Source organism: Paraburkholderia sp. 32 (assembly GCF_050435345.1).
Taxonomy (GTDB): domain Bacteria; phylum Pseudomonadota; class Gammaproteobacteria; order Burkholderiales; family Burkholderiaceae; genus Paraburkholderia; species Paraburkholderia tuberum.
Genome location: NZ_JBNDKD010000001.1, coordinates 1,811,685 through 1,828,422 on the forward strand (window position 1 = coordinate 1,811,685; position 16,738 = coordinate 1,828,422).

The 16,738-nt window shown below is 64.2% G+C and carries 16 protein-coding genes and 1 pseudogene; 9 read left to right on the forward strand and 8 right to left on the reverse strand.

Features of this window, described 5'->3' with window-relative positions:
* The first annotated feature begins 382 nt into the window (after positions 1–382).
* The 3 genes and pseudogenes from OKW26_RS08545 to OKW26_RS08555 all read left to right on the forward strand — a co-directional run.
* Positions 383–1,225, forward strand: coding sequence for a gallate dioxygenase (locus OKW26_RS08545; protein ID WP_090806864.1), 843 nt, complete (start codon positions 383–385; stop codon positions 1,223–1,225).
* Positions 1,225–1,584 carry a protocatechuate 3,4-dioxygenase gene (locus OKW26_RS08550; RefSeq protein WP_429353289.1) on the forward strand — a complete coding sequence of 120 codons (360 nt, stop codon included), beginning with the start codon at positions 1,225–1,227 and terminating at the stop codon, positions 1,582–1,584. Before OKW26_RS08545 ends, OKW26_RS08550 begins: the two co-directional genes overlap by 1 nt.
* Before the next feature lie 74 nt (positions 1,585–1,658).
* Positions 1,659–1,826 (forward strand): annotated as a pseudogene (locus tag OKW26_RS08555) (MarR family transcriptional regulator); the annotation flags it as partial.
* A 165-nt stretch (positions 1,827–1,991) separates the two neighbouring features.
* Here OKW26_RS08555 and OKW26_RS08560 read toward each other — a convergent pair.
* The 4 genes from OKW26_RS08560 to OKW26_RS08575 all read right to left on the reverse strand — a co-directional run bounded on the left by OKW26_RS08560 (position 1,992) and on the right by OKW26_RS08575 (position 6,526).
* Positions 1,992–2,627, reverse strand: coding sequence for a PqiC family protein (locus tag OKW26_RS08560; protein ID WP_429353290.1), 636 nt, complete (start codon positions 2,625–2,627; stop codon positions 1,992–1,994).
* Positions 2,624–3,919 (reverse strand): MlaD family protein, encoded by a 1,296-nt coding sequence (locus OKW26_RS08565; protein WP_429353291.1) that lies wholly within the window; start codon positions 3,917–3,919, stop codon positions 2,624–2,626. The genes OKW26_RS08560 and OKW26_RS08565 overlap by 4 nt, the downstream gene beginning before the upstream one ends.
* Positions 3,916–5,121 carry a paraquat-inducible protein A gene (locus tag OKW26_RS08570; protein WP_429353292.1) on the reverse strand — a complete coding sequence of 402 codons (1,206 nt, stop codon included), beginning with the start codon at positions 5,119–5,121 and terminating at the stop codon, positions 3,916–3,918. Before OKW26_RS08570 ends, OKW26_RS08565 begins: the two co-directional genes overlap by 4 nt.
* Positions 5,122–5,335: 214 nt before the next feature.
* Positions 5,336–6,526 (reverse strand): L-dopachrome tautomerase-related protein, encoded by a 1,191-nt coding sequence (locus OKW26_RS08575; RefSeq protein ID WP_429353293.1) that lies wholly within the window; start codon positions 6,524–6,526, stop codon positions 5,336–5,338.
* Positions 6,527–7,044: 518 nt separating this feature from the next.
* On the opposite strand from OKW26_RS08575, the gene OKW26_RS08580 reads away from it, so the two are divergent.
* Positions 7,045–7,821: a hypothetical protein gene (locus tag OKW26_RS08580; protein ID WP_035471695.1), complete on the forward strand. Its 777-nt coding sequence runs from the start codon at positions 7,045–7,047 to the stop codon at positions 7,819–7,821.
* A 142-nt stretch (positions 7,822–7,963) separates the two neighbouring features.
* Here the strand turns inward: OKW26_RS08580 and OKW26_RS08585 are convergent, their stop codons facing one another.
* Both OKW26_RS08585 and OKW26_RS08590 read right to left on the reverse strand, forming a co-directional pair.
* Positions 7,964–8,350, reverse strand: a complete 387-nt coding sequence (locus tag OKW26_RS08585; protein WP_090806852.1) for a BON domain-containing protein — start codon at positions 8,348–8,350, stop codon at positions 7,964–7,966.
* 55 nt (positions 8,351–8,405) lie between these two features.
* Positions 8,406–8,948: a cysteine hydrolase family protein gene (locus OKW26_RS08590; protein ID WP_429353294.1), complete on the reverse strand. Its 543-nt coding sequence runs from the start codon at positions 8,946–8,948 to the stop codon at positions 8,406–8,408.
* A 230-nt stretch (positions 8,949–9,178) separates the two neighbouring features.
* Between OKW26_RS08590 and OKW26_RS08595 the strand changes: the two genes are divergently transcribed.
* Positions 9,179–9,499: a pyrimidine/purine nucleoside phosphorylase gene (locus tag OKW26_RS08595; protein WP_008917257.1), complete on the forward strand. Its 321-nt coding sequence runs from the start codon at positions 9,179–9,181 to the stop codon at positions 9,497–9,499.
* 187 nt (positions 9,500–9,686) lie between these two features.
* Here OKW26_RS08595 and OKW26_RS08600 read toward each other — a convergent pair whose 3' ends face one another.
* Entirely contained in the window at positions 9,687–10,334 is a 648-nt protein-coding gene (locus OKW26_RS08600) for a DsbA family oxidoreductase (RefSeq protein ID WP_429353295.1), read from the reverse strand.
* Between the two features lie 213 nt (positions 10,335–10,547).
* On the opposite strand from OKW26_RS08600, the gene OKW26_RS08605 reads away from it, so the two are divergent.
* The 4 genes from OKW26_RS08605 (at position 10,548) to OKW26_RS08620 (ending at position 15,997) form a co-directional block, all read left to right on the forward strand.
* A complete protein-coding gene (locus tag OKW26_RS08605) occupies positions 10,548–11,276 on the forward strand; it encodes a 2OG-Fe(II) oxygenase (protein WP_429353296.1) in 729 nt (242 codons plus the stop codon).
* A gap of 104 nt (positions 11,277–11,380) precedes the next feature.
* Positions 11,381–12,283, forward strand: a complete 903-nt coding sequence (locus tag OKW26_RS08610; protein ID WP_429353297.1) for a LysR family transcriptional regulator — start codon at positions 11,381–11,383, stop codon at positions 12,281–12,283.
* 133 nt (positions 12,284–12,416) lie between these two features.
* Positions 12,417–14,372 (forward strand): aconitase family protein, encoded by a 1,956-nt coding sequence (locus tag OKW26_RS08615; RefSeq protein WP_429353298.1) that lies wholly within the window; start codon positions 12,417–12,419, stop codon positions 14,370–14,372.
* Between the two features lie 134 nt (positions 14,373–14,506).
* Positions 14,507–15,997, forward strand: coding sequence for an MFS transporter (locus tag OKW26_RS08620; RefSeq protein WP_429353299.1), 1,491 nt, complete (start codon positions 14,507–14,509; stop codon positions 15,995–15,997).
* 111 nt (positions 15,998–16,108) lie between these two features.
* Here the strand turns inward: OKW26_RS08620 and OKW26_RS08625 are convergent, their stop codons facing one another.
* A complete protein-coding gene (locus OKW26_RS08625) occupies positions 16,109–16,480 on the reverse strand; it encodes a BON domain-containing protein (protein ID WP_184064654.1) in 372 nt (123 codons plus the stop codon).
* Positions 16,481–16,738 lie beyond the last annotated feature (258 nt).

Genomic DNA, 16,738 nt, shown 5'->3' on the forward strand with positions numbered 1-16,738 from the left:
CGCGCGTCGGAAGCAGCGCAGTATAGCCACGCGTGCAGCACCGCTCCAAGCCTTAAAAATGGGCGTTGCGAGTTGTTTTCCGGGCCATCTGTTTTATTTATCGCGTGCCGAGATGCCAAGGCGTCGCGGAAGGCTTGCCTCACCGGCTTGGGATACCGAGGGAGCCCTGCGCGGCGTGGGTCGGGGTGCGCTTCATCCGCGCTTTGGCCGCGCAAATGCCGGGTTTTTACTCGTCAACCCGGCGCTGCCTGAGGTATACCCGTGCTTCCCGTATCGCGGCACAATTTCTATCTTTGTATCCCAAGACGGTCATGGTGACTAGCGCGGCAAACCTGCCGACTATCCGATTGGCAGCAGCACGAAGTGACGGAAGAGAACGAATATGGCAAGAATCATTGGTGGTATCGGCACGTCCCATGTACCCACGATCGGGTTGGCGTACGACAAGGGCAAGCAGAACGAACCGGCATGGGCGCCGATGTTCAAGGGTTATGAACCGGTGGCGCAGTGGCTGGCCGAGCACAAGCCCGACGTGATGGTGATGTTCTACAACGACCACGCGAACAGCTTCTTCTTCGACTGCTATCCCACGTTCGCGCTCGGCGTGTCGCCCAACCACGAGTTCGCCGATGAAGGCGCCGGCAAGCGTCCGCTGCCCGACATCGCCGGTCATCCGGATCTCGCGATCCATATCGTCGAGCAACTGGTCGCCGACGAATTCGATCTGACCGTCTTCCAGGACCGCCCGCTCGATCACGGCGTCAATTCGCCGCTGTCGCTGATGCTGCCGCATCAGGGCGGCTGGCCGCTGTCGCTGGTGCCGCTCGAAGTGAACGTGCTGCAGTATCCGCTGCCCACCGCGAATCGCTGCTACCGGCTCGGCCAGGCGCTGCGTCGCGCGATCGAATCGTTCGAGCAGGATCTGAAGGTCGTGGTGGTCGGCACGGGCGGCCTGTCGCACCAGGTGCATGGCGAACGCAGCGGCTTCAACAATACCGAATGGGACATGGAATTCCTCGACCTGATCGTCAGCGATCCGGAGCGTCTTGCCGCGATGAAGCACGTCGATTACGTGCGGCTCGGCGGCGCGGAAAGCGTCGAGACGATCATGTGGCTCGCGATGCGCGGCGCGCTGGGTCAGAAGGTCCGCGAACTGCATCGCAGCTACTACCTGGCGACCAGCACCGCGATGGCCGTGACGATCTACGAAGAAGAGGTGGCGTAATGAATCCGCAACTGGTTGGCGTCGAAGAACTGACCGGCACGTATCCGTTCGATATCCGCCAGAGCATGAAGGCGATGCGCCTGAACCGCTTTTTCTGGCAGATGCGCGAAGCGTCGTCGCGCGCGCTGTGGCTCGAAAACCGCACCGCCTCATACGATGCGGCCGGCCTGACGCCGGAAGAACGCACGCTGGTCGACAACACCGACTGGATCGGTCTGATCCGTTATGGGGTGTCTTTCTTCGTGCTCGAGAAGTTCGCGCGTGTGGTGAAGATCACCAATCTCGGCGTGTACGCGAGCATGCGCGGCGAAACGGTCGAAGCGTTTCTGAAGACTCGTCAGGTACCCGACGCCGTTTAAAGGCCGCGCATCAAGGCAGCGCTGTCCGCTGGGCAAGCCGATTTGACGCCCCCGCCAAGCCCCGCGACACGACGATTCTCGAACTCCGCGAGTTTTCCCGCCGGCTGGTCCGCGAACTCGGTTTCATGCGCACGACCATCGCCGACAGCGATCTGGCGCCATCGGCCGTGCATGCGGTGATCGAGATCGGCATGTCGCCGGGCATCAGCGCCAAAGATCTGGCGACCATCCTGCGGCTCGACGCGGCGCGTCATCTGTACGAGTCATTCGGCTTTCGGCTAAGTGAAGAATCGGAAGGCACGCAATGGGGAACACGCGTGGTCGAGCAGCGTTTCAACCGGCTTTGCGCAAGGGAAGGCGATAACGGTACTGCGTGATCGGCGCGGCAGCGAACTCGACGCCGTCGGTCAGTGCGCGAGGACCGACCCCGCGATCCGGTCGGCCAATTCGCCGAGAACGCGGCTCAACGCGGCCGCCTGCGCGAGCGCATCGTGTCCATCGATCGCGGAGTCGAGCGTCACCTGCTGCCGCAGCGACGCCTGATCCGAGTGCCCGGCCAGCAGCGTCCACTCCGCTTGCAGCGTCAGCGTGCCGCTCTCGTCGGCCGTGGCATTCAGCACGGTGACGACCAGCCTGCGCGTGCCGGGCGGCGCGGGTGCATCCGGAACGACGAACGATCCGGCGGGCAGCCGCGTGAGCAAGTCCTGTGCAAGCGTTTTGCGCATCATCAGAGCGAGCGGTGCGCCCCACAGGTCGCTATCGTCGATCGTCAGCCGGTTCTGCGAAGCCAGCGTGACGACTTCGAGCCGATCGAGCACCGCGGGAATATGCACGGCGGTCAGTTGAATCGGTGGGATCGGCGCCGTGGCGGGCGGCGCGTCGGCGGGCATCGGGTTCAACGTCACATAGCGTGTCGGTATGCTGTGTCCGCATCCGGCGAGCGTCATCGCCGCGACGGTTACGACAAACGCCGCCGTCCTGGCGCTCGTCGCGAGCAATGCCGCGACGGCGCGTCCGACGGGGAACGTGGACCTCGTAATCATTGAGCCTCCTGCTGCCTGCCATGGATCAGCGCCTCCGGATGGCGGTCGAGATAGTCGGCCAGTGCCCGAATCGAGCGTGCGGTGTCGGTCAACTCCTGCATGGCGGCGGGCAGGTCGTTCTGGCTCGACGCGTCGCCGCCTAGCGTACGGTTCGCCGCGGCAACGGTGCGATCGGCCGCGTTCGCGGTGTCGCGCAATTGCGCGACGAGCGGACCGATCTGTGGCGAGACCTGCTGCAACGTGTGATCGATCTGCGCGACCGAGTGGTCGATGTGCGTCAGGCTGTCCTTGATCTGAGGCGAGGAACTGAGGGCGTTGATATGCGCGGCGATACTGCGGACCTGTTCGCCGGTTTGCCGGATCGGAAGATCGTCGATTTTCTGGATCACCTCGTTGGCCTTGGCCATCGTCGTGTCGAGATTCGCGGCGGCGACACTCGGAATGACGGGCAGGCCGTCCTCGCTGGCGAGCGTCGCCACCGGCGCGCCTTGCACGAAGTCGAGGTTGATCTTGTCCGCGCCGACGAGCGGCGGATCTTGCGACAACCGCGCGCGCAAGCCTGTGGCGACGAGGCGGGTGAGCATGCCATCGACGAGCGGGCGCCAGTCCCCGTTGGCCGGTGGCGGCGCGCCGACGATGCCAAGCTGCGACGGGTTCAGCGCGATCTGCACCGGGGTGCTCAGCGCGCCCGTGCGTGCGTCGTAGTTCAGGCGCACGCTGATGACGGTGCCCACGTCGAAACCGCGCAATTGCACATCGGCACCGCTCTTCAGGTCGCCGACCGCACCGTCGAAGCGCACCAGATAGGTGACGATCGGGCCGTGCCCCGGCGCGAGCGCGGGGCGGCGATCGACACCGTTGAAACGCGATGCCGGCTCGCCGGGCCCGGGCTCCATCACGATCTCGGGGCCGGACAGCACTGCCTTGATCGACGCTGGATCGTTGAGATCCACGTGGGCGCCGCGCAGGAAAAACCTGGTCTCGCTGCGCAGATACTTTTTCTCGGCGCGATCTATCTTGAGTTCGGCTTTGACGTGTTGGCCATCGGGCGCGAGCGTAATCTCCGAGACGGCGCCGACCTTCACGCCGCGCAGCGTGACGATCGTGTCATCGGGCTTCATGCCGTACGCGTTGTCGAAGGTTACCGTGACCGTCTCGCCCTGATGCATCAACGCGCGAACGCCGAGCCATCCGGCCATCGCGAAGGCTGCGACCGGCACCGCCCAGATCCAGCCGGGCCACGCGCTGCGCCGCACCTGGGCCTGCGAACGACGGGGACGCGTGCCGCTCATCGCTTGCTCCGCGGGTGGACGTCCCACATCAGGCGCGGGTCGAATGCGCGCGAAGCGGCCATCGTCAGAAACACGACCAGCGCGAACGCGGTGGCGCCAATGGCGGGTCGCGCCGCGGCGATGCCGTCGAACCGGACCAGCGGCACGAACGCCGCGATCGTGAACACGTCGACGTACGACCATCGGCCGAGTTCGTCGATCAGGCGGTACAGATGCGCCTTGACCCGCAGATGCCGGCGCGAACGGCGCCGAACGGAGACGACGAACCATGCCATGCCGAGAATCTTCGCCACCGGAATGACGATGCTCGTACAGATGATCAGAATGCCGATCGGCCACAGGCCAGCGTGAAACAGCTGGTAGACGCCGTCGATGATCCGGGTTGAGTGGGTCCGCCCGAGTTGCATCGAAGTGGTCATCGGAAAGAAGTTGGCCGGGATCGTCAGAACGAGCGCGGCGAGCGACAGCGCAGCCGCGCGCACGACGGCGTCGGTTTTGCGAGCGCGCAACGTCAGTGCGCAGCGAGGGCAGGGGCGCCCCTCCTGCGACATCGGCACGACCAGATCGCAAACCGTGCAGGACAGCGGCGCTTCATGTTCCGGCAACTCGTTTTCCGCGGCGATCGCGCGCCACACGGTTCTCCGGTCGAGCGACGCGCGCGTGAGCATCGACAGCAGCGCCGCGGCGATGAAGCAGTAGCCGCCGGGGGCGATCGTGCCGGTCAGATTCTGCGTCACGCGCGCGTAACCGACGAAGCAGCCGACCAGATAGACATCGGGCATGGTCCAGATATCGAGCGAGGTGGTCCAGCGAAACAGCGCGCCGATTCCTCTGGTACGCCGACCGAGCCGTAGCGCGGCGAGGACGATCACGAGGCCGCCAAAGCGGATGAATGGCAGCACGATACCGAAGGTGCCGAGCAGTACCGCGAGAATGAACCAGCCATCGTTCCACATCTCCACGATGCCCGACGACAGTAGTGATGAGCGTTCGACGCCGAGCATGTGGACATACATCAGGGGCGCGAGGTTGGCCGGAAACAGCAATACGAAGGTCGCGCTCGCGCAGGCGAGCGCCGCGGTCTGGCTTCGGCCGCTACGCCGCTCGAGCGGAAAGTGACAGGCGCGGCAACGCGCGTAGGTATGGGCGGTGAGCGGCGGGATGTCTTCGAGCGCGCCGCATTCGGGGCAGCCGATCGTCATGCGACGTTCTCCATCGGCTGTCCGTTTTCAGGCGGGCAGCGCGTTGCGAATGAGGTTTCGCCGATCATCCCTCGACCCCCGGGCGCCGTTTGGCGCGTGCATGTACGGCAGACGCGCTGGCGCGCGCCAGCTCTTGTCCTGCACTAGCATGGCGCGTTCCCGGCCGGCCTCGGCGCGCCGGGCAGCGCGGACGGTCGGCGGCGGCGGTGTGGCGTCAGTCGGGTGAGCGGTTCCGATCCGCTTCGCTTCGCGAGCCGGGCGGCGTGCCCGGTTTGGTGTTCGGCGCCGCTGACGGAGCGGCGTCGGCAATGATCAGCAACCTCGAGGACAGCGCGTCGGGGTGGCCCGGCTTGAACCAGTTCATCTCGGGAATGCGTGAATCGGTCAGGTAGATCGTGCCGTCCGGCCCTTCCGCGAACGTATCCGGCCATCGCAGGCCGGGTTCGTGCAGCAACGTTGTCAGTGTCGCGCCGTCCCATACCTTCACCGCATGTTCTTCGACCGCGGTAATCAGCAGGCGTCCCGTCCGGTCGATGTGCAGCCCGTCGGCGGGGCGATGCTCGAGCACTTTCTCGACGCGGTTGCCGACTTCATCGGTCGCGAGCGTGGTATCGCGAAGCGCTTCGGTGGGCACGCGGTAAAGCGTTTTGCCCTTCACCGCCTGCCAGTACAGATACAGTCCATCGCGAGTGAGCGCGATGCCGTCGGCCGCCAATTCGACGCCGCGTCCATCGGGACGCCGCAATGGTGCGCCGCCTGCATGGACCGTGACGCCCGGATCCGTTTGCGTCGACGGATGCCCGTCGAGCACGCGGCGCGCTTGACCGGTGCCGAGATCGACCACCACGATCGCGCCGCGTGTTCCAGAGTCCGTGATGTAGGCGAAACGGCCGTCGGGACTGATGCGCACGTCGTTCAGATAGCTGCCCTGAGACGCGATGTCGAGCGTGAACGCAATGCAGCCGACGACGCTATCCGTCGCAAGATCGATGCGGACCAGTTTAGGGGCACCCGGCACGACGAACGCCTGGGCCGGCGCGCCGGGGTCGAGTACCCACAGGTTGTGTTGGGAATCGCACAGCATGGCCTGCACGCAGACCCAGCGATCCTGCGGGTTCAACTCGTCACGCCTGGCATTGCGCCAGCCGTTCCATCGATCGTCGGGATAAGGACGGACGTCGCCATCGGGCGTGAGTACGCCGACGGAGATCGGCGCGTCTTCTGTCCAGCGCGGGAAGTTGACGAAGATGCGTCCGTCCGCGGCGACGGCGACGCCGGTCACCTGGTGCCCGAACGACGCAATCTCGCGCAGATGCGGCAGCGAGCCGTCGTCACCGGCGCTCGATGCAGGCGCGGCGGTCAGTGGAACCCGATCCGCGGCGGTTGGCGTGGCGGTGTCTTTCATGGGCTGCCTCCGGGACAGGACGGAAATGTCCGTATTCAGTAAAGCGAATGCCGCGTGCAAAGATAAAGTGAATCGTAATCCGCGAATCTTTCGGAAGGTATTCAACGTGAATTGCGGACCGTCCTTTATGCGAATTGTTTGACTTTCGCGCGAGCAGAGAACGGTAGTGCGCGCAATAGGGAAAGCCGAGTTGTCGCGTAGCGCTTGATACGACATGGCGCGCTAAAAGGCCGCGTTGCTACTACGTCATTCAGGGCGAAAAGAATCGCGCCGCGGCGGCGTGCGGAGCCGCCGTACCAAACGGTCCATTTCGGCAACTCTGACTCTCAGGGTTTCTCCTGACTCGCCTTTGGCCCCGCCGTGTCACTCGTGCGCTACACCGCTCATTTGCAAAGAAAAAATAATGCCGACGTCAAAGGAATGTGCTAGAAAATAACAATTGCACGCGCAGACAAATAGCAACGCCTGCAAGTAAAAAATTCGGCTTTCAATACTCTTAATCGGCCGCGAGGTGGATCATGAGAACAACGACGCTTTGGGGGCTCGGGGTGACGACGGTCGCTTCGGTGCTAACGCTGCAGTGTTATCCAGCGTGGGCCGACGGGCCCGAAGCGGCCTATGCGTCCGACGACGAGGTGCCGGCCGGCTCGCTCAGTCCGAACGAGTACAAGGTCAATGCGGACGGCATGAAAGAAGATCCGAATGCGAAGATGTCGGACGTGGCCCGCGCGTATCGCAATGGCTATATCAACCGCGGCAAGCAGGATCAGGCCGATTACCAGGCAATGATCGACTCGCACAATCACGGTCAGCGGCAACCCGCCAGGACCGACGTCGCGCGGGTCGACGTGCCGCCGCTGCCGCCGGGCGTTCCCGAAGACGATAACTCGAAGTACACGAGTATTCCGCCGCAGCCTCAGAAGCCGCGGCCGGTCCAATACGCGCAGCGTCAGGTGCCGCAACCGCCGCCGCAACAGCAATATCAGCAGGTGTACCAGCAGCCGCAATACGCGCCGCCGCCAATGCAATACCAGCAGGCGCCGGCCTACGCGCAGATGCAGCCGGTCTACGACAACCAGCCGGTGTACGTGCGGCAGGACTATCCTCAGCCGCCCGTGCAGTACGTGCCGGTTTATCCGCAGGCGCAATACGATGAAATGCCGCAGGTCGTGGAAACGGTGGTTCAACCGGCCGCGCCTGTCGCTTATCAGGTTTATCGTCCGCCGGTCTATTGGGCGCAGCCGCGCGTGTATGCGTATCGCGCGCCGGTCTACAGCTATCGTATGTGGCGTTGAGGTATTGCGCGAGTCGTGGCGGCGTTGCGCAGCAATGGAACGCCGCGGCGAATACTCGCACGCATCGATTGATTGGCCGATAGAAAGTACTCAGCCCGCCGCATTCGTGGCGGGCTGAGTACTTTCTTTTATTCGTTTTGCGCTAGTGACCGCTGGCACCTCTCGTGCGCACATTCAAATGGTTATTCACCTGTCTGACCCCGCGCACCGATCTCGCGACACTGCCCGCGCGTTGCACCTGAGCGCGCTGCGGTACCCAACCGGTCAGCGTCACGATACCGCGGCGCGCCTGCACGTGAATCGACGTTGAATGCAGGTTCGGTGTGCGTGCGAGCGCGCGCCGCACGTCGCGCGCGAGTTCGCTATCGGGTCTGTTGCGAGCCGGCGATGCCGCGATGGATTGGCTTTGCGCGGAAGCATCGTTCGGCATGCCGCCACTGGTTTGCGCATTCGCACAGGTCGCAGTGCCGATCGCAATCGCTGCCGCGGCAATGGCGCCAATTAGGGTGCTCGCGCTGTCTTTTCTCACAGGTCCTCCTGTCCCACCTGATTGTGGCTCGCCGCGCAGCAGATCGACGTTGCGGCTATTGCGGTTGCCCGTTGCCCAATAGCGCGTCCGTCGTGACGACCGCGCAGTACTCGTGATCGAGATTGGCCAGTGACATCGCATGAACGTCGTCGGCGCTGCGCGGCGTTCCGTGCCAGTCGGTCCGTGCAAAAGTGAAACAGCCGTCGGCCACGAGATAGGTATCGAAGCCGAGGTTGCCGGCCATTCGCACCGTGGCCTCGACCGAGTTGTTGGTGATGACACCCGCCACGACCAGCGTCGTGTGGCCGGCGGCGCGCAGGCGGTCCTCGAGTCCCGTGCCGATGAACGCGTTATTCGTGCGTTTCGCAATCACCGGTTCGTCGGGCAACGGCACGTTGGACGCCTTGAATTCGTGTCCCGCCTGACCCGGCCGATAGTGCGACCCAGGCTCCGTCGAGTCGTGCCGCACATGCCACACCGGCCAGCCTCGGCTACGCCAATGCGCGAGCAAGCGGCTCACCTGCGTCTCGGCTGCGGGATTGTTGCGCTCGCCCCAGCTCGGATGATCGATCGCGCGTTGCAGATCGATCAACAACAATACGGCGCCGGCGGAAGGAGCGGGAGAGCGCATGGGTCGAATGAGTCTGTGTAGGTGTCGATATGGTTCTGGCAGACTTTACCGTATTGCCGCCATCAATAGCCATGTATGATGGCGGGCTCGCGCCCGGCAGGGCGCCCTGCGCGGGCGGCTTGCGCGGATCGCGCGCCGTCTGCCGCGCCCACCGGGCCGCAACGCATCCCTTCACGATGATCCAGAGGAAGACCGCCATGACGGCTGCAACGCAATTCGACCAGGTTTCTGTTGTCAAACGAGCCAACGTGTACTTCGACGGCAAGTGCGTGTCGCACACCGTGCTGTTCGCCGACGGCACGCGCAAGACGCTCGGCGTGATCCTGCCCGGCACGCTGAACTTCGGCACCGACGCGCCGGAGCTGATGGAAGTGCAGGCGGGCAAATGCCGCATCCGTCTCGACGGCAGCGATGAGTGGAAGACCTATGGCGCGGGCGAATCGTTCTCGGTGCCTGGCAAGAGCCGCTTCGATATCGATGTGGTTGAAACGCTGGACTACGTTTGCAGCTATCTGTAAGCGGCTTTAGGCGCGTGCAGTGGGATAAGAAAGAGCTGTTGCAAGCAGCCGGGACGGCTTGGACAATGGACCCAGGCTCTCGTTGCTCAGATGTGTTGAAGAGATAACACACAAGCATTCGCGAGTGCATGCCTGAGCCAGGTGCTCAGAATGGGCCGTCCATTACGCTTCGCTTCGACGATGAACCTTACGCTGTCTCTTTCGCCCCGATCTCCTCGATCACCTGCACGAATTGCTCGACCGGCTGGCCGCCGGTCACCAGATAGCGGCGGTTGAAAATGATCGACGGCACCGATTGAATGCCCATTTCCTGATTGTTCTTTTCCGCTTCGCGCACTTCATCGGCATACGCGCCGCTCGTCAGCACGTCGCGCGCTTCGTCGGCGTCGAGTCCTACCGACTGGGCCGCTTCGACCAGCACGTCATGGTTGCCCGGATTCTTGCCGTCGGCATGATACGCGCGCAATAGCGCGAGCTTCAGCGGTAACTGGTGGCCCTTCAGGCCGGCCCAATGCAGCAGGCGGTGCGCGTCGAACGTGTTGTAGGTGCGGATGCGCGGACCGAAATCGAAGCCGACGCTCGCGCCGCGTTCGCGGATCATCGCCTGCGTTTCGGCGATCTGCTCGGCCGTGCGGCCGTATTTCTTGCCGAGATACTCGACGATGTCTTCGCCGTCCGGTCCCATCTGCGGATTCAGTTCGAATGGATGCACGACGATGCGCGCGTCGATTTTGTCCTGAAGCCGCGCGAGCGCGAGCTGCAGCGACGACAGGCCGATCGCGCACCACGGGCAGGCGATGTCGGAAACAAAATCGATGGTGAGTTGCTGTTTCATGGTTGTCCTGGCGGAACGAAGTGCGATGCGGCGGCGGCAAGTGCGGCCGCAACGATACCGACAGCGTAGCGTGAATCGTCCGTCCGTGCAGTGCGGCTGAATTTGACCGCAAGACCCGGAGTGTTTTCCCGCCACCACACTCGTACACTAAGTTCATCGAGCTACCTACTTTGATGGCGCGGGCGACGAGCCCGCGCCGCCCACTCATCGACGATGAACGCAATCGCTCCCACCCAAACGATCGACCAACGCGTCGACGCACTCGACTGGCCGCGGATCGAACACGATCTCGATCAGTACGGCTGCGCCGCCGTGCCGCAACTGTTGACGCCGCGCGAATGCGACGCGCTGAGCGCGCTCTATACACGCGACGCGCTTTATCGCAGCCGCGTCGTCATGGCGCGCCACGGCTTCGGTCGCGGCGAATACAAGTACTTTGCGTATCCGCTGCCGTCGCTCGTCGGCGGCTTGCGCGGTGCCCTTTATCCGCACCTCGTGCCGGTCGCGAACCGCTGGAACATGGCGATGGGCATCGACGTGGGCTATCCGCCGAAACATGCGGATTTCATTCGACGCTGCCATGACGCCGGCCAGGTGCGTCCGACGCCGCTGATCCTGCAATACGGCGAGGGCGATTTCAACTGCCTGCATCAGGATCTGTACGGCGAACACGTGTTCCCGCTGCAGGTTGCGGTACTGCTGTCGGAGCCGGGGCGCGACTTCACAGGCGGCGAGTTCGTGATGACCGAGCAGCGTCCGCGCATGCAGTCGCGTGCCGAAGTCGTGCCGCTCGCGAAGGGCGACGCGGTCGTGTTCACCGTGAACAGCCGGCCCGTGCAGGGTACGCGCGGGCCGTATCGCGTAAATCTGCGGCACGGCGTGAGCCGCCTGCGCTCGGGACATCGGCATACGGTCGGCATCATCTTTCATGATGCGCTGTGAGGACCGCTGTCGGCGCAATGGCGCAACACCGCGTGCCGTGAGACGATAACGGCCACGATTCCAGCGATCTGCCGCCATTGTCGTAAGATCCGTCGCCTCGTCCCATGGAAAACCTGCTCAAGAAACTCGATCTGACTTCGCTGCGTCTGTTCGTCGCCGTTTGCCAGGAGCGCAATATCGCGCGCGCGGCGCAGCGCGAGTTCATCGCGTCGTCGGCGGTGAGCCGGCGCATCGCCGAGATCGAGGCGCTGATCGGCCTGCCGGTGATTCAACGGCAGTCGCGCGGCATTACCGTGACGCCGGTCGGCGAGACCGTGCTGCGCTACGCGCTCGCGATCATCGGCAATATCGAGCAGATGAGCGCGGAGTTGTCGCGCTTTTCGACAGGCGTCAAAGGGCGCGTGAGGGTGGTTGCGAATCTGTCGTCGATCGTGCAGTTTCTGCCTGAAGACGTGGCCGCGTTCGGCCGTGCGTTCCCGGATGTAGCGATCGAACTCGAAGAAGAAAACAGCGCGGACGTGCTGCGTATCGTCGACGAACACGGCGCGGACTTCGGCATCTGCAATCCGGTTGCTGGCAGCGAGGCGTTCGAGCAGGTGCCGTACCGGCAGGACCGGCTCGCGGTGCTCGTGCCGGGTGGGCATCGGCTCGCCGGCGCGGCGCGGGTGAACTTCGACGATCTGTTGCACGACAGCTTCGTCGGCTTGCGCAGCGAAAGCGCGCTCACACGCTTGCTCGCGCAGCAGGCGGCGAGCGCGGGCCGGCAGCTCGAGGTGCGGATGCGCGTGAGCAGTCTCGATGCGCTGTGCCGGATGGTGCATGCGGGGCTCGGCATCGCGATCGTGCCCGAGCCGGTCGGCCTGCTCTACGTGAACACGCTCGACGTGCGGCTGCTGCCGCTTGCCGATGCGTGGGCGGAGCGTCATCTGATCATCATCTTCAAGGCGCGCGAGCAGTTGAGCGCGAGCGCTGCCGCGCTGGTGTCGTTCCTCGGCAATCCGCCTTAGACGATTCCACCGCCCGCACTGCGCGCCGCGGCTCCGCCATCGAGCATTCGCGAAACGAGACGGCAGCGTTGCCGCACCGGCACTTCGGCATCCGCCTTGCGCACCGTATAGTGAGCGCAAGGAGAACGCAGTGATGAGCGATACGATTCGTTTGGACGGCCGCGTGCTGTACCTGTCGCAAGACCCGGCCGTGATCGAGGCGCAACTGGCCGGCGAAAACTTCACTCGCGACACGGCGGGGCAGTTGCGCGACAACGTGTCGACGGACGAGATCACGCCCGTCACCGTAATGCTCACCTACGACGAGCGCCTCGGCCAGTACCCGTACGTCGGCTTCAAGGCCGGCGAGCGTCTGCCGATCGGCCGCAATGCGGTGAAGGACGGCGGCTTTCGCGTGACGGTGGCCGGCAAGCGCTACGGCAAAGGCTCGTCGCGAGAATCGAGCCCGCTCGCGGAGTTGTCCGCAGGGATTCGCCTGATCGTGGCCGAGAGCTTCGAGCGTATCTATCAGCAGAACTGCGACAACATCGGCATTCTGACCACGACCGATTTTTCCGTGCTCGATCGCCTGCTTGCAGGCGAAGCGGTGCCGATCGACGAATTCCTCAAAGGCCGCGACTCGCTCACGCAGCAGATCATCCGCAGCGGCGGGCTGCTCGCGTATAGCCGGTTTGCGGAGTGGCCCGCGCCGGGCGGCCGCGCGAGCGATGCCCCGAACGAGGCGCCGGGCGCCGAGCCGAAAACGCTGGTCGAGAAGATCATCGACCGTCATCTGCATCCGGGCACCGCGAGCGCGCAGCGCGGCGACGGCGTGTTCATCGCCGCCGACTGGCGCTTCAGCCACGACTATTTCACCGGCATGTGCGCGCATCTGATGCATCGGGCGTTCGGCAAGCCCGCGCCGCTGCGTGCGCCGGATCACATCATCGCGTTCCAGGATCATCTGGTGCTCGCGCCGCAGAGCATCCCTCACGTGCGCGACGGTCTGTTGCCGGGCGTCGCGAATCTGATGGAAGGCCACACGACGTTTTCGCGCGACTACGCAGTGCGCTCGCACGGCGCGCTCGATGGTGTGCCCGGCTCCGAGGGCATCTGTCATGCGTTGATGGCCGAGCAATACGCGCTGCCGGGCCAGGTAGCATGCGGTACCGATTCGCACACGCCGCATTCGGGCGCGCTCGGCTGCCTCGCATTTGGCGCGGGCGCGACCGAGATCGCCAATAGCTGGGTCACGGGCTACGTGCGCTGCAAAGTGCCGGAGACGCTGCGCATCGAGATCGACGGCCAGTTGCGCGACGGCGTGACCGCGAAGGACGTCGTGCTGCATCTGCTGCGGATGGAGGCGATTCGCTCGGGCGGCGCGATCGGCCTCGTGTTCGAATACGGCGGCGCGGCGGTGCGCGCGATGTCGATCGACGAACGTGCGACGCTGACCAACATGGTCGCGGAACTCGGCGGCTTCACCGGCATCGTCGAACCGGACGAGCGCACGGTCGCGTTCCTGAAGGAGCGGCGCGGCGTCGATTTCGTGCTGGAAGGCTGGATGAAAAGCGACGCGGACGCGACCTATCGCGACACGATCCATATCGATGCGAACGCGATCGAACCGATGCTCGCGCGTCCGGGCGACCCCGGCAATGGCGTGCCGGCGCCGCGGCTCGAACAGGACGTCGCGATCGATATCGCGTACGGCGGCTCGTGCACCGCGGGCAAGCGCGAGGACTTCGATTTCTATCACGAGGTGCTGCGCTGGGGCGTCGAGCACGGCCTACGGGTGCCCGAGCGCACGCGTTTGTATCTGCAATTCGGCACGATGGCGGTGCGCGCGTATTGCGAGGAGCAGGGCTATCTGCCGGTGTTCGAGCGCGCGGGCGTGACGCTCGTGATGCCTGGCTGCGGCTCGTGCGCAAACTGCGGACCGGGACAATCGGCCAACCCGAACGACGTGACGATCAGCGCGATCAACCGCAATTTCCCCGGCCGTTCGGGACCAGGCGACGTCTGGCTCGCGAGCCCGTACACGGTCGCGGCGAGCGCGCTGGCCGGAAAAATCACCACGTTCGAACAATTGCAACGCGGGCACGGCTAGAATGCTGGCCGGACTCCGGCCGACCCATCGTGGCGAGTGCGACGCGCGACAGGACGCAAGGCCGGCATCGAACCGGCCGCGGTAAGCGATCAGCCCTGCCGTAAAAGCAGTCGCAACAGAAGGAGACAGACAACATGGCATTCCCCGATCCCGCGGGGTCCGTCGCGCGCAGCGGCGGTACCGTGGCGCATTCCACTGACGCGGCCGGCAGCGCCGAGCGCGGCGCGCCCGCGCAGGTGGCGGGCCACGCATCGCCCGACGCCGGCAGCATTTCGGCGCGCCTCGACCGCTTGCCCGCCACGCGCTCCGTCTGGAAGCTGGTGGTGCTGCTGAGCCTCGGCTTCTTCTTCGAACTCTATGACCTGCTGTACTCCGGCTATATCGCGCCGGGCCTCGTGAAAAGCGGCATGTTGACCGCGACCACGCATGGCCTGTTCGGCTCGACCGGCGTCGCGAGTTTCATCGCCGCGCTGTTTGGCGGCCTGTTTATCGGCACGATCGCGTGCGGTTTCCTCGCGGATCGCTTCGGGCGGCGCGCGGTGTTCACCTGGTCGCTGCTGTGGTACACCGCGGCGAACCTCGTGATGGCGTTTCAGGAGACCGCGACGGGCCTTAATTTCTGGCGCTTCGTCGCCGGTGTCGGCATCGGCGTCGAACTGGTGACGATCGGCACGTACATCTCCGAGCTGGTGCCGAAGCAGATCCGCGGCCGCGCGTTCGCGTGCGAGCAGGCGGTCGGCTTCACGGCCGTGCCGGTGGTCGCGTTTCTATCGTTTCTGCTGGTGCCGCGCACGCTGTTCGGTCTGGACGGCTGGCGCTGGGTCGTGCTGATCGGCGCGCATGGCGCGCTATTCGTCTGGTGGATTCGCCGCGCGTTGCCGGAAAGCCCGCGTTGGCTCGCGCAGCAAGGACGTCTCGCCGAAGCCGACCGCGTGATGAACGCGCTCGAGGCGACGGTACGTCACGAATATGGCCGCGAGTTGCCGCCGCCGGCGCCGCCGGTGCCGATCCCACCGCGCGGCAGCTTCCGCGACATGTGGGTACCGCCGTACCGCAGCCGCACGCTGATGATGACGATCTTCAACATCTTCCAGACGGTCGGCTTCTATGGCTTCGCGAACTGGGTGCCGACGCTGCTGATCAAGCAGGGCATCACGATCACGACGAGCCTGATGTATTCGAGCGTGATCGCATTGGCCGCGCCGCTCGGTCCGATCATCGGGCTGTTTATCGGCGACCGCTTCGAGCGCAAGACGGTGATCGTCGTGATGGCCGGCGTCAATATCGTGTGCGGGTTGTGGTTCAGTCAGGCATCGGGGGCGGTGCTCCTCGTGAGCCTCGGAGTGTGCCTGACGCTGGCCGGCAACATCATTTCGTACAGTTATCACGCGTACCAGGCCGAACTGTTTCCGACCAGCATCCGGGCGCGCGCGGTCGGCTTCGTCTACTCGTGGAGCCGCTTTTCCGCGATTTTCACGGCCTTTCTGATCGCGGCCGTGTTGCGCTACTTTGGCACGACCGGCGTGTTCGTGTTCATCGCGGGCGCGATGCTGATCGTGATGCTGGCGATTGGCTTGATGGGGCCGAAGACGAAAGGGCTCGAACTCGAGAAGATATCCGCATAGCGAAGGCCGGCTGTCGAGCCGGCCCGCCGCCATGTGCCGCATTGGCGATGCCCTCAATGGAATGCACGGTCAGAGCGCCGGCCTTCCTGCAAAGCGGGGTCCAGGACTGCTTCAGGTGCCCACAGGACGGATCGACAGCGCGTTCCTGACCGAAGTTACGCCAGGTACCCCTTTCGCCACCTCGGTTGCCCGGTCGCTTTCTGCCTGAAGCGGTACGCTGCCCTGCAGCGTGACAGCACCATCGCGGGCGCGAACTGTGATATTGGCCGTTGAGATGTTCCTGTCTTTCACCAGCGCATTTCGAACCTGACGCTGTAGCGCCCGGTTCGCTGCTTTCATTGACTTGTAATGCGATCGGGCTTCGGGCGTCGTGGTCGGGGCAGACGCAGGGGCGTTAGCGTTGCTCGCCTGCGCATAGGCGTGAATCGAACCCGAAATCAGAAGGGCGGTACCGACCAGTTTGACGGCGTGGATTGCTTTCATGCATCTTCTCCTGTCGTTGCAGATCGTTGGGGCTACAGATTCAGGGATATCAGACACACACCCCCACAATATTTCTGAGGCGGATCAAATGGCACTATAGGACAATAAAGGGTTAGGTCAAGCAGCAATGCAAACCGGCCAATTGCGCGGACAACCGAAGAAATTACAATACTTCAAATTATGATGGCGCTCTAATTCTATTGATAGGGTTGCAAATCAAAACCAGGGATTAGTTTTTTTCCGCCTTTAATCACGGAT

Coding starts and splice junctions, on each gene's coding strand:
- OKW26_RS08545 (WP_090806864.1), top strand. CDS start 383: ATGGCAAGAATCATTGGTGGTATCGGCACGTCCCATGTACCCACGATC.
- OKW26_RS08550 (WP_429353289.1), top strand. CDS start 1,225: ATGAATCCGCAACTGGTTGGCGTCGAAGAACTGACCGGCACGTATCCG.
- OKW26_RS08560 (WP_429353290.1), bottom strand. CDS start 2,627: ATGATTACGAGGTCCACGTTCCCCGTCGGACGCGCCGTCGCGGCATTG.
- OKW26_RS08565 (WP_429353291.1), bottom strand. CDS start 3,919: ATGAGCGGCACGCGTCCCCGTCGTTCGCAGGCCCAGGTGCGGCGCAGC.
- OKW26_RS08570 (WP_429353292.1), bottom strand. CDS start 5,121: ATGACGATCGGCTGCCCCGAATGCGGCGCGCTCGAAGACATCCCGCCG.
- OKW26_RS08575 (WP_429353293.1), bottom strand. CDS start 6,526: ATGAAAGACACCGCCACGCCAACCGCCGCGGATCGGGTTCCACTGACC.
- OKW26_RS08580 (WP_035471695.1), top strand. CDS start 7,045: ATGAGAACAACGACGCTTTGGGGGCTCGGGGTGACGACGGTCGCTTCG.
- OKW26_RS08595 (WP_008917257.1), top strand. CDS start 9,179: ATGACGGCTGCAACGCAATTCGACCAGGTTTCTGTTGTCAAACGAGCC.
- OKW26_RS08600 (WP_429353295.1), bottom strand. CDS start 10,334: ATGAAACAGCAACTCACCATCGATTTTGTTTCCGACATCGCCTGCCCG.
- OKW26_RS08605 (WP_429353296.1), top strand. CDS start 10,548: ATGAACGCAATCGCTCCCACCCAAACGATCGACCAACGCGTCGACGCA.
- OKW26_RS08610 (WP_429353297.1), top strand. CDS start 11,381: ATGGAAAACCTGCTCAAGAAACTCGATCTGACTTCGCTGCGTCTGTTC.
- OKW26_RS08615 (WP_429353298.1), top strand. CDS start 12,417: ATGAGCGATACGATTCGTTTGGACGGCCGCGTGCTGTACCTGTCGCAA.
- OKW26_RS08620 (WP_429353299.1), top strand. CDS start 14,507: ATGGCATTCCCCGATCCCGCGGGGTCCGTCGCGCGCAGCGGCGGTACC.
- OKW26_RS08625 (WP_184064654.1), bottom strand. CDS start 16,480: ATGAAAGCAATCCACGCCGTCAAACTGGTCGGTACCGCCCTTCTGATT.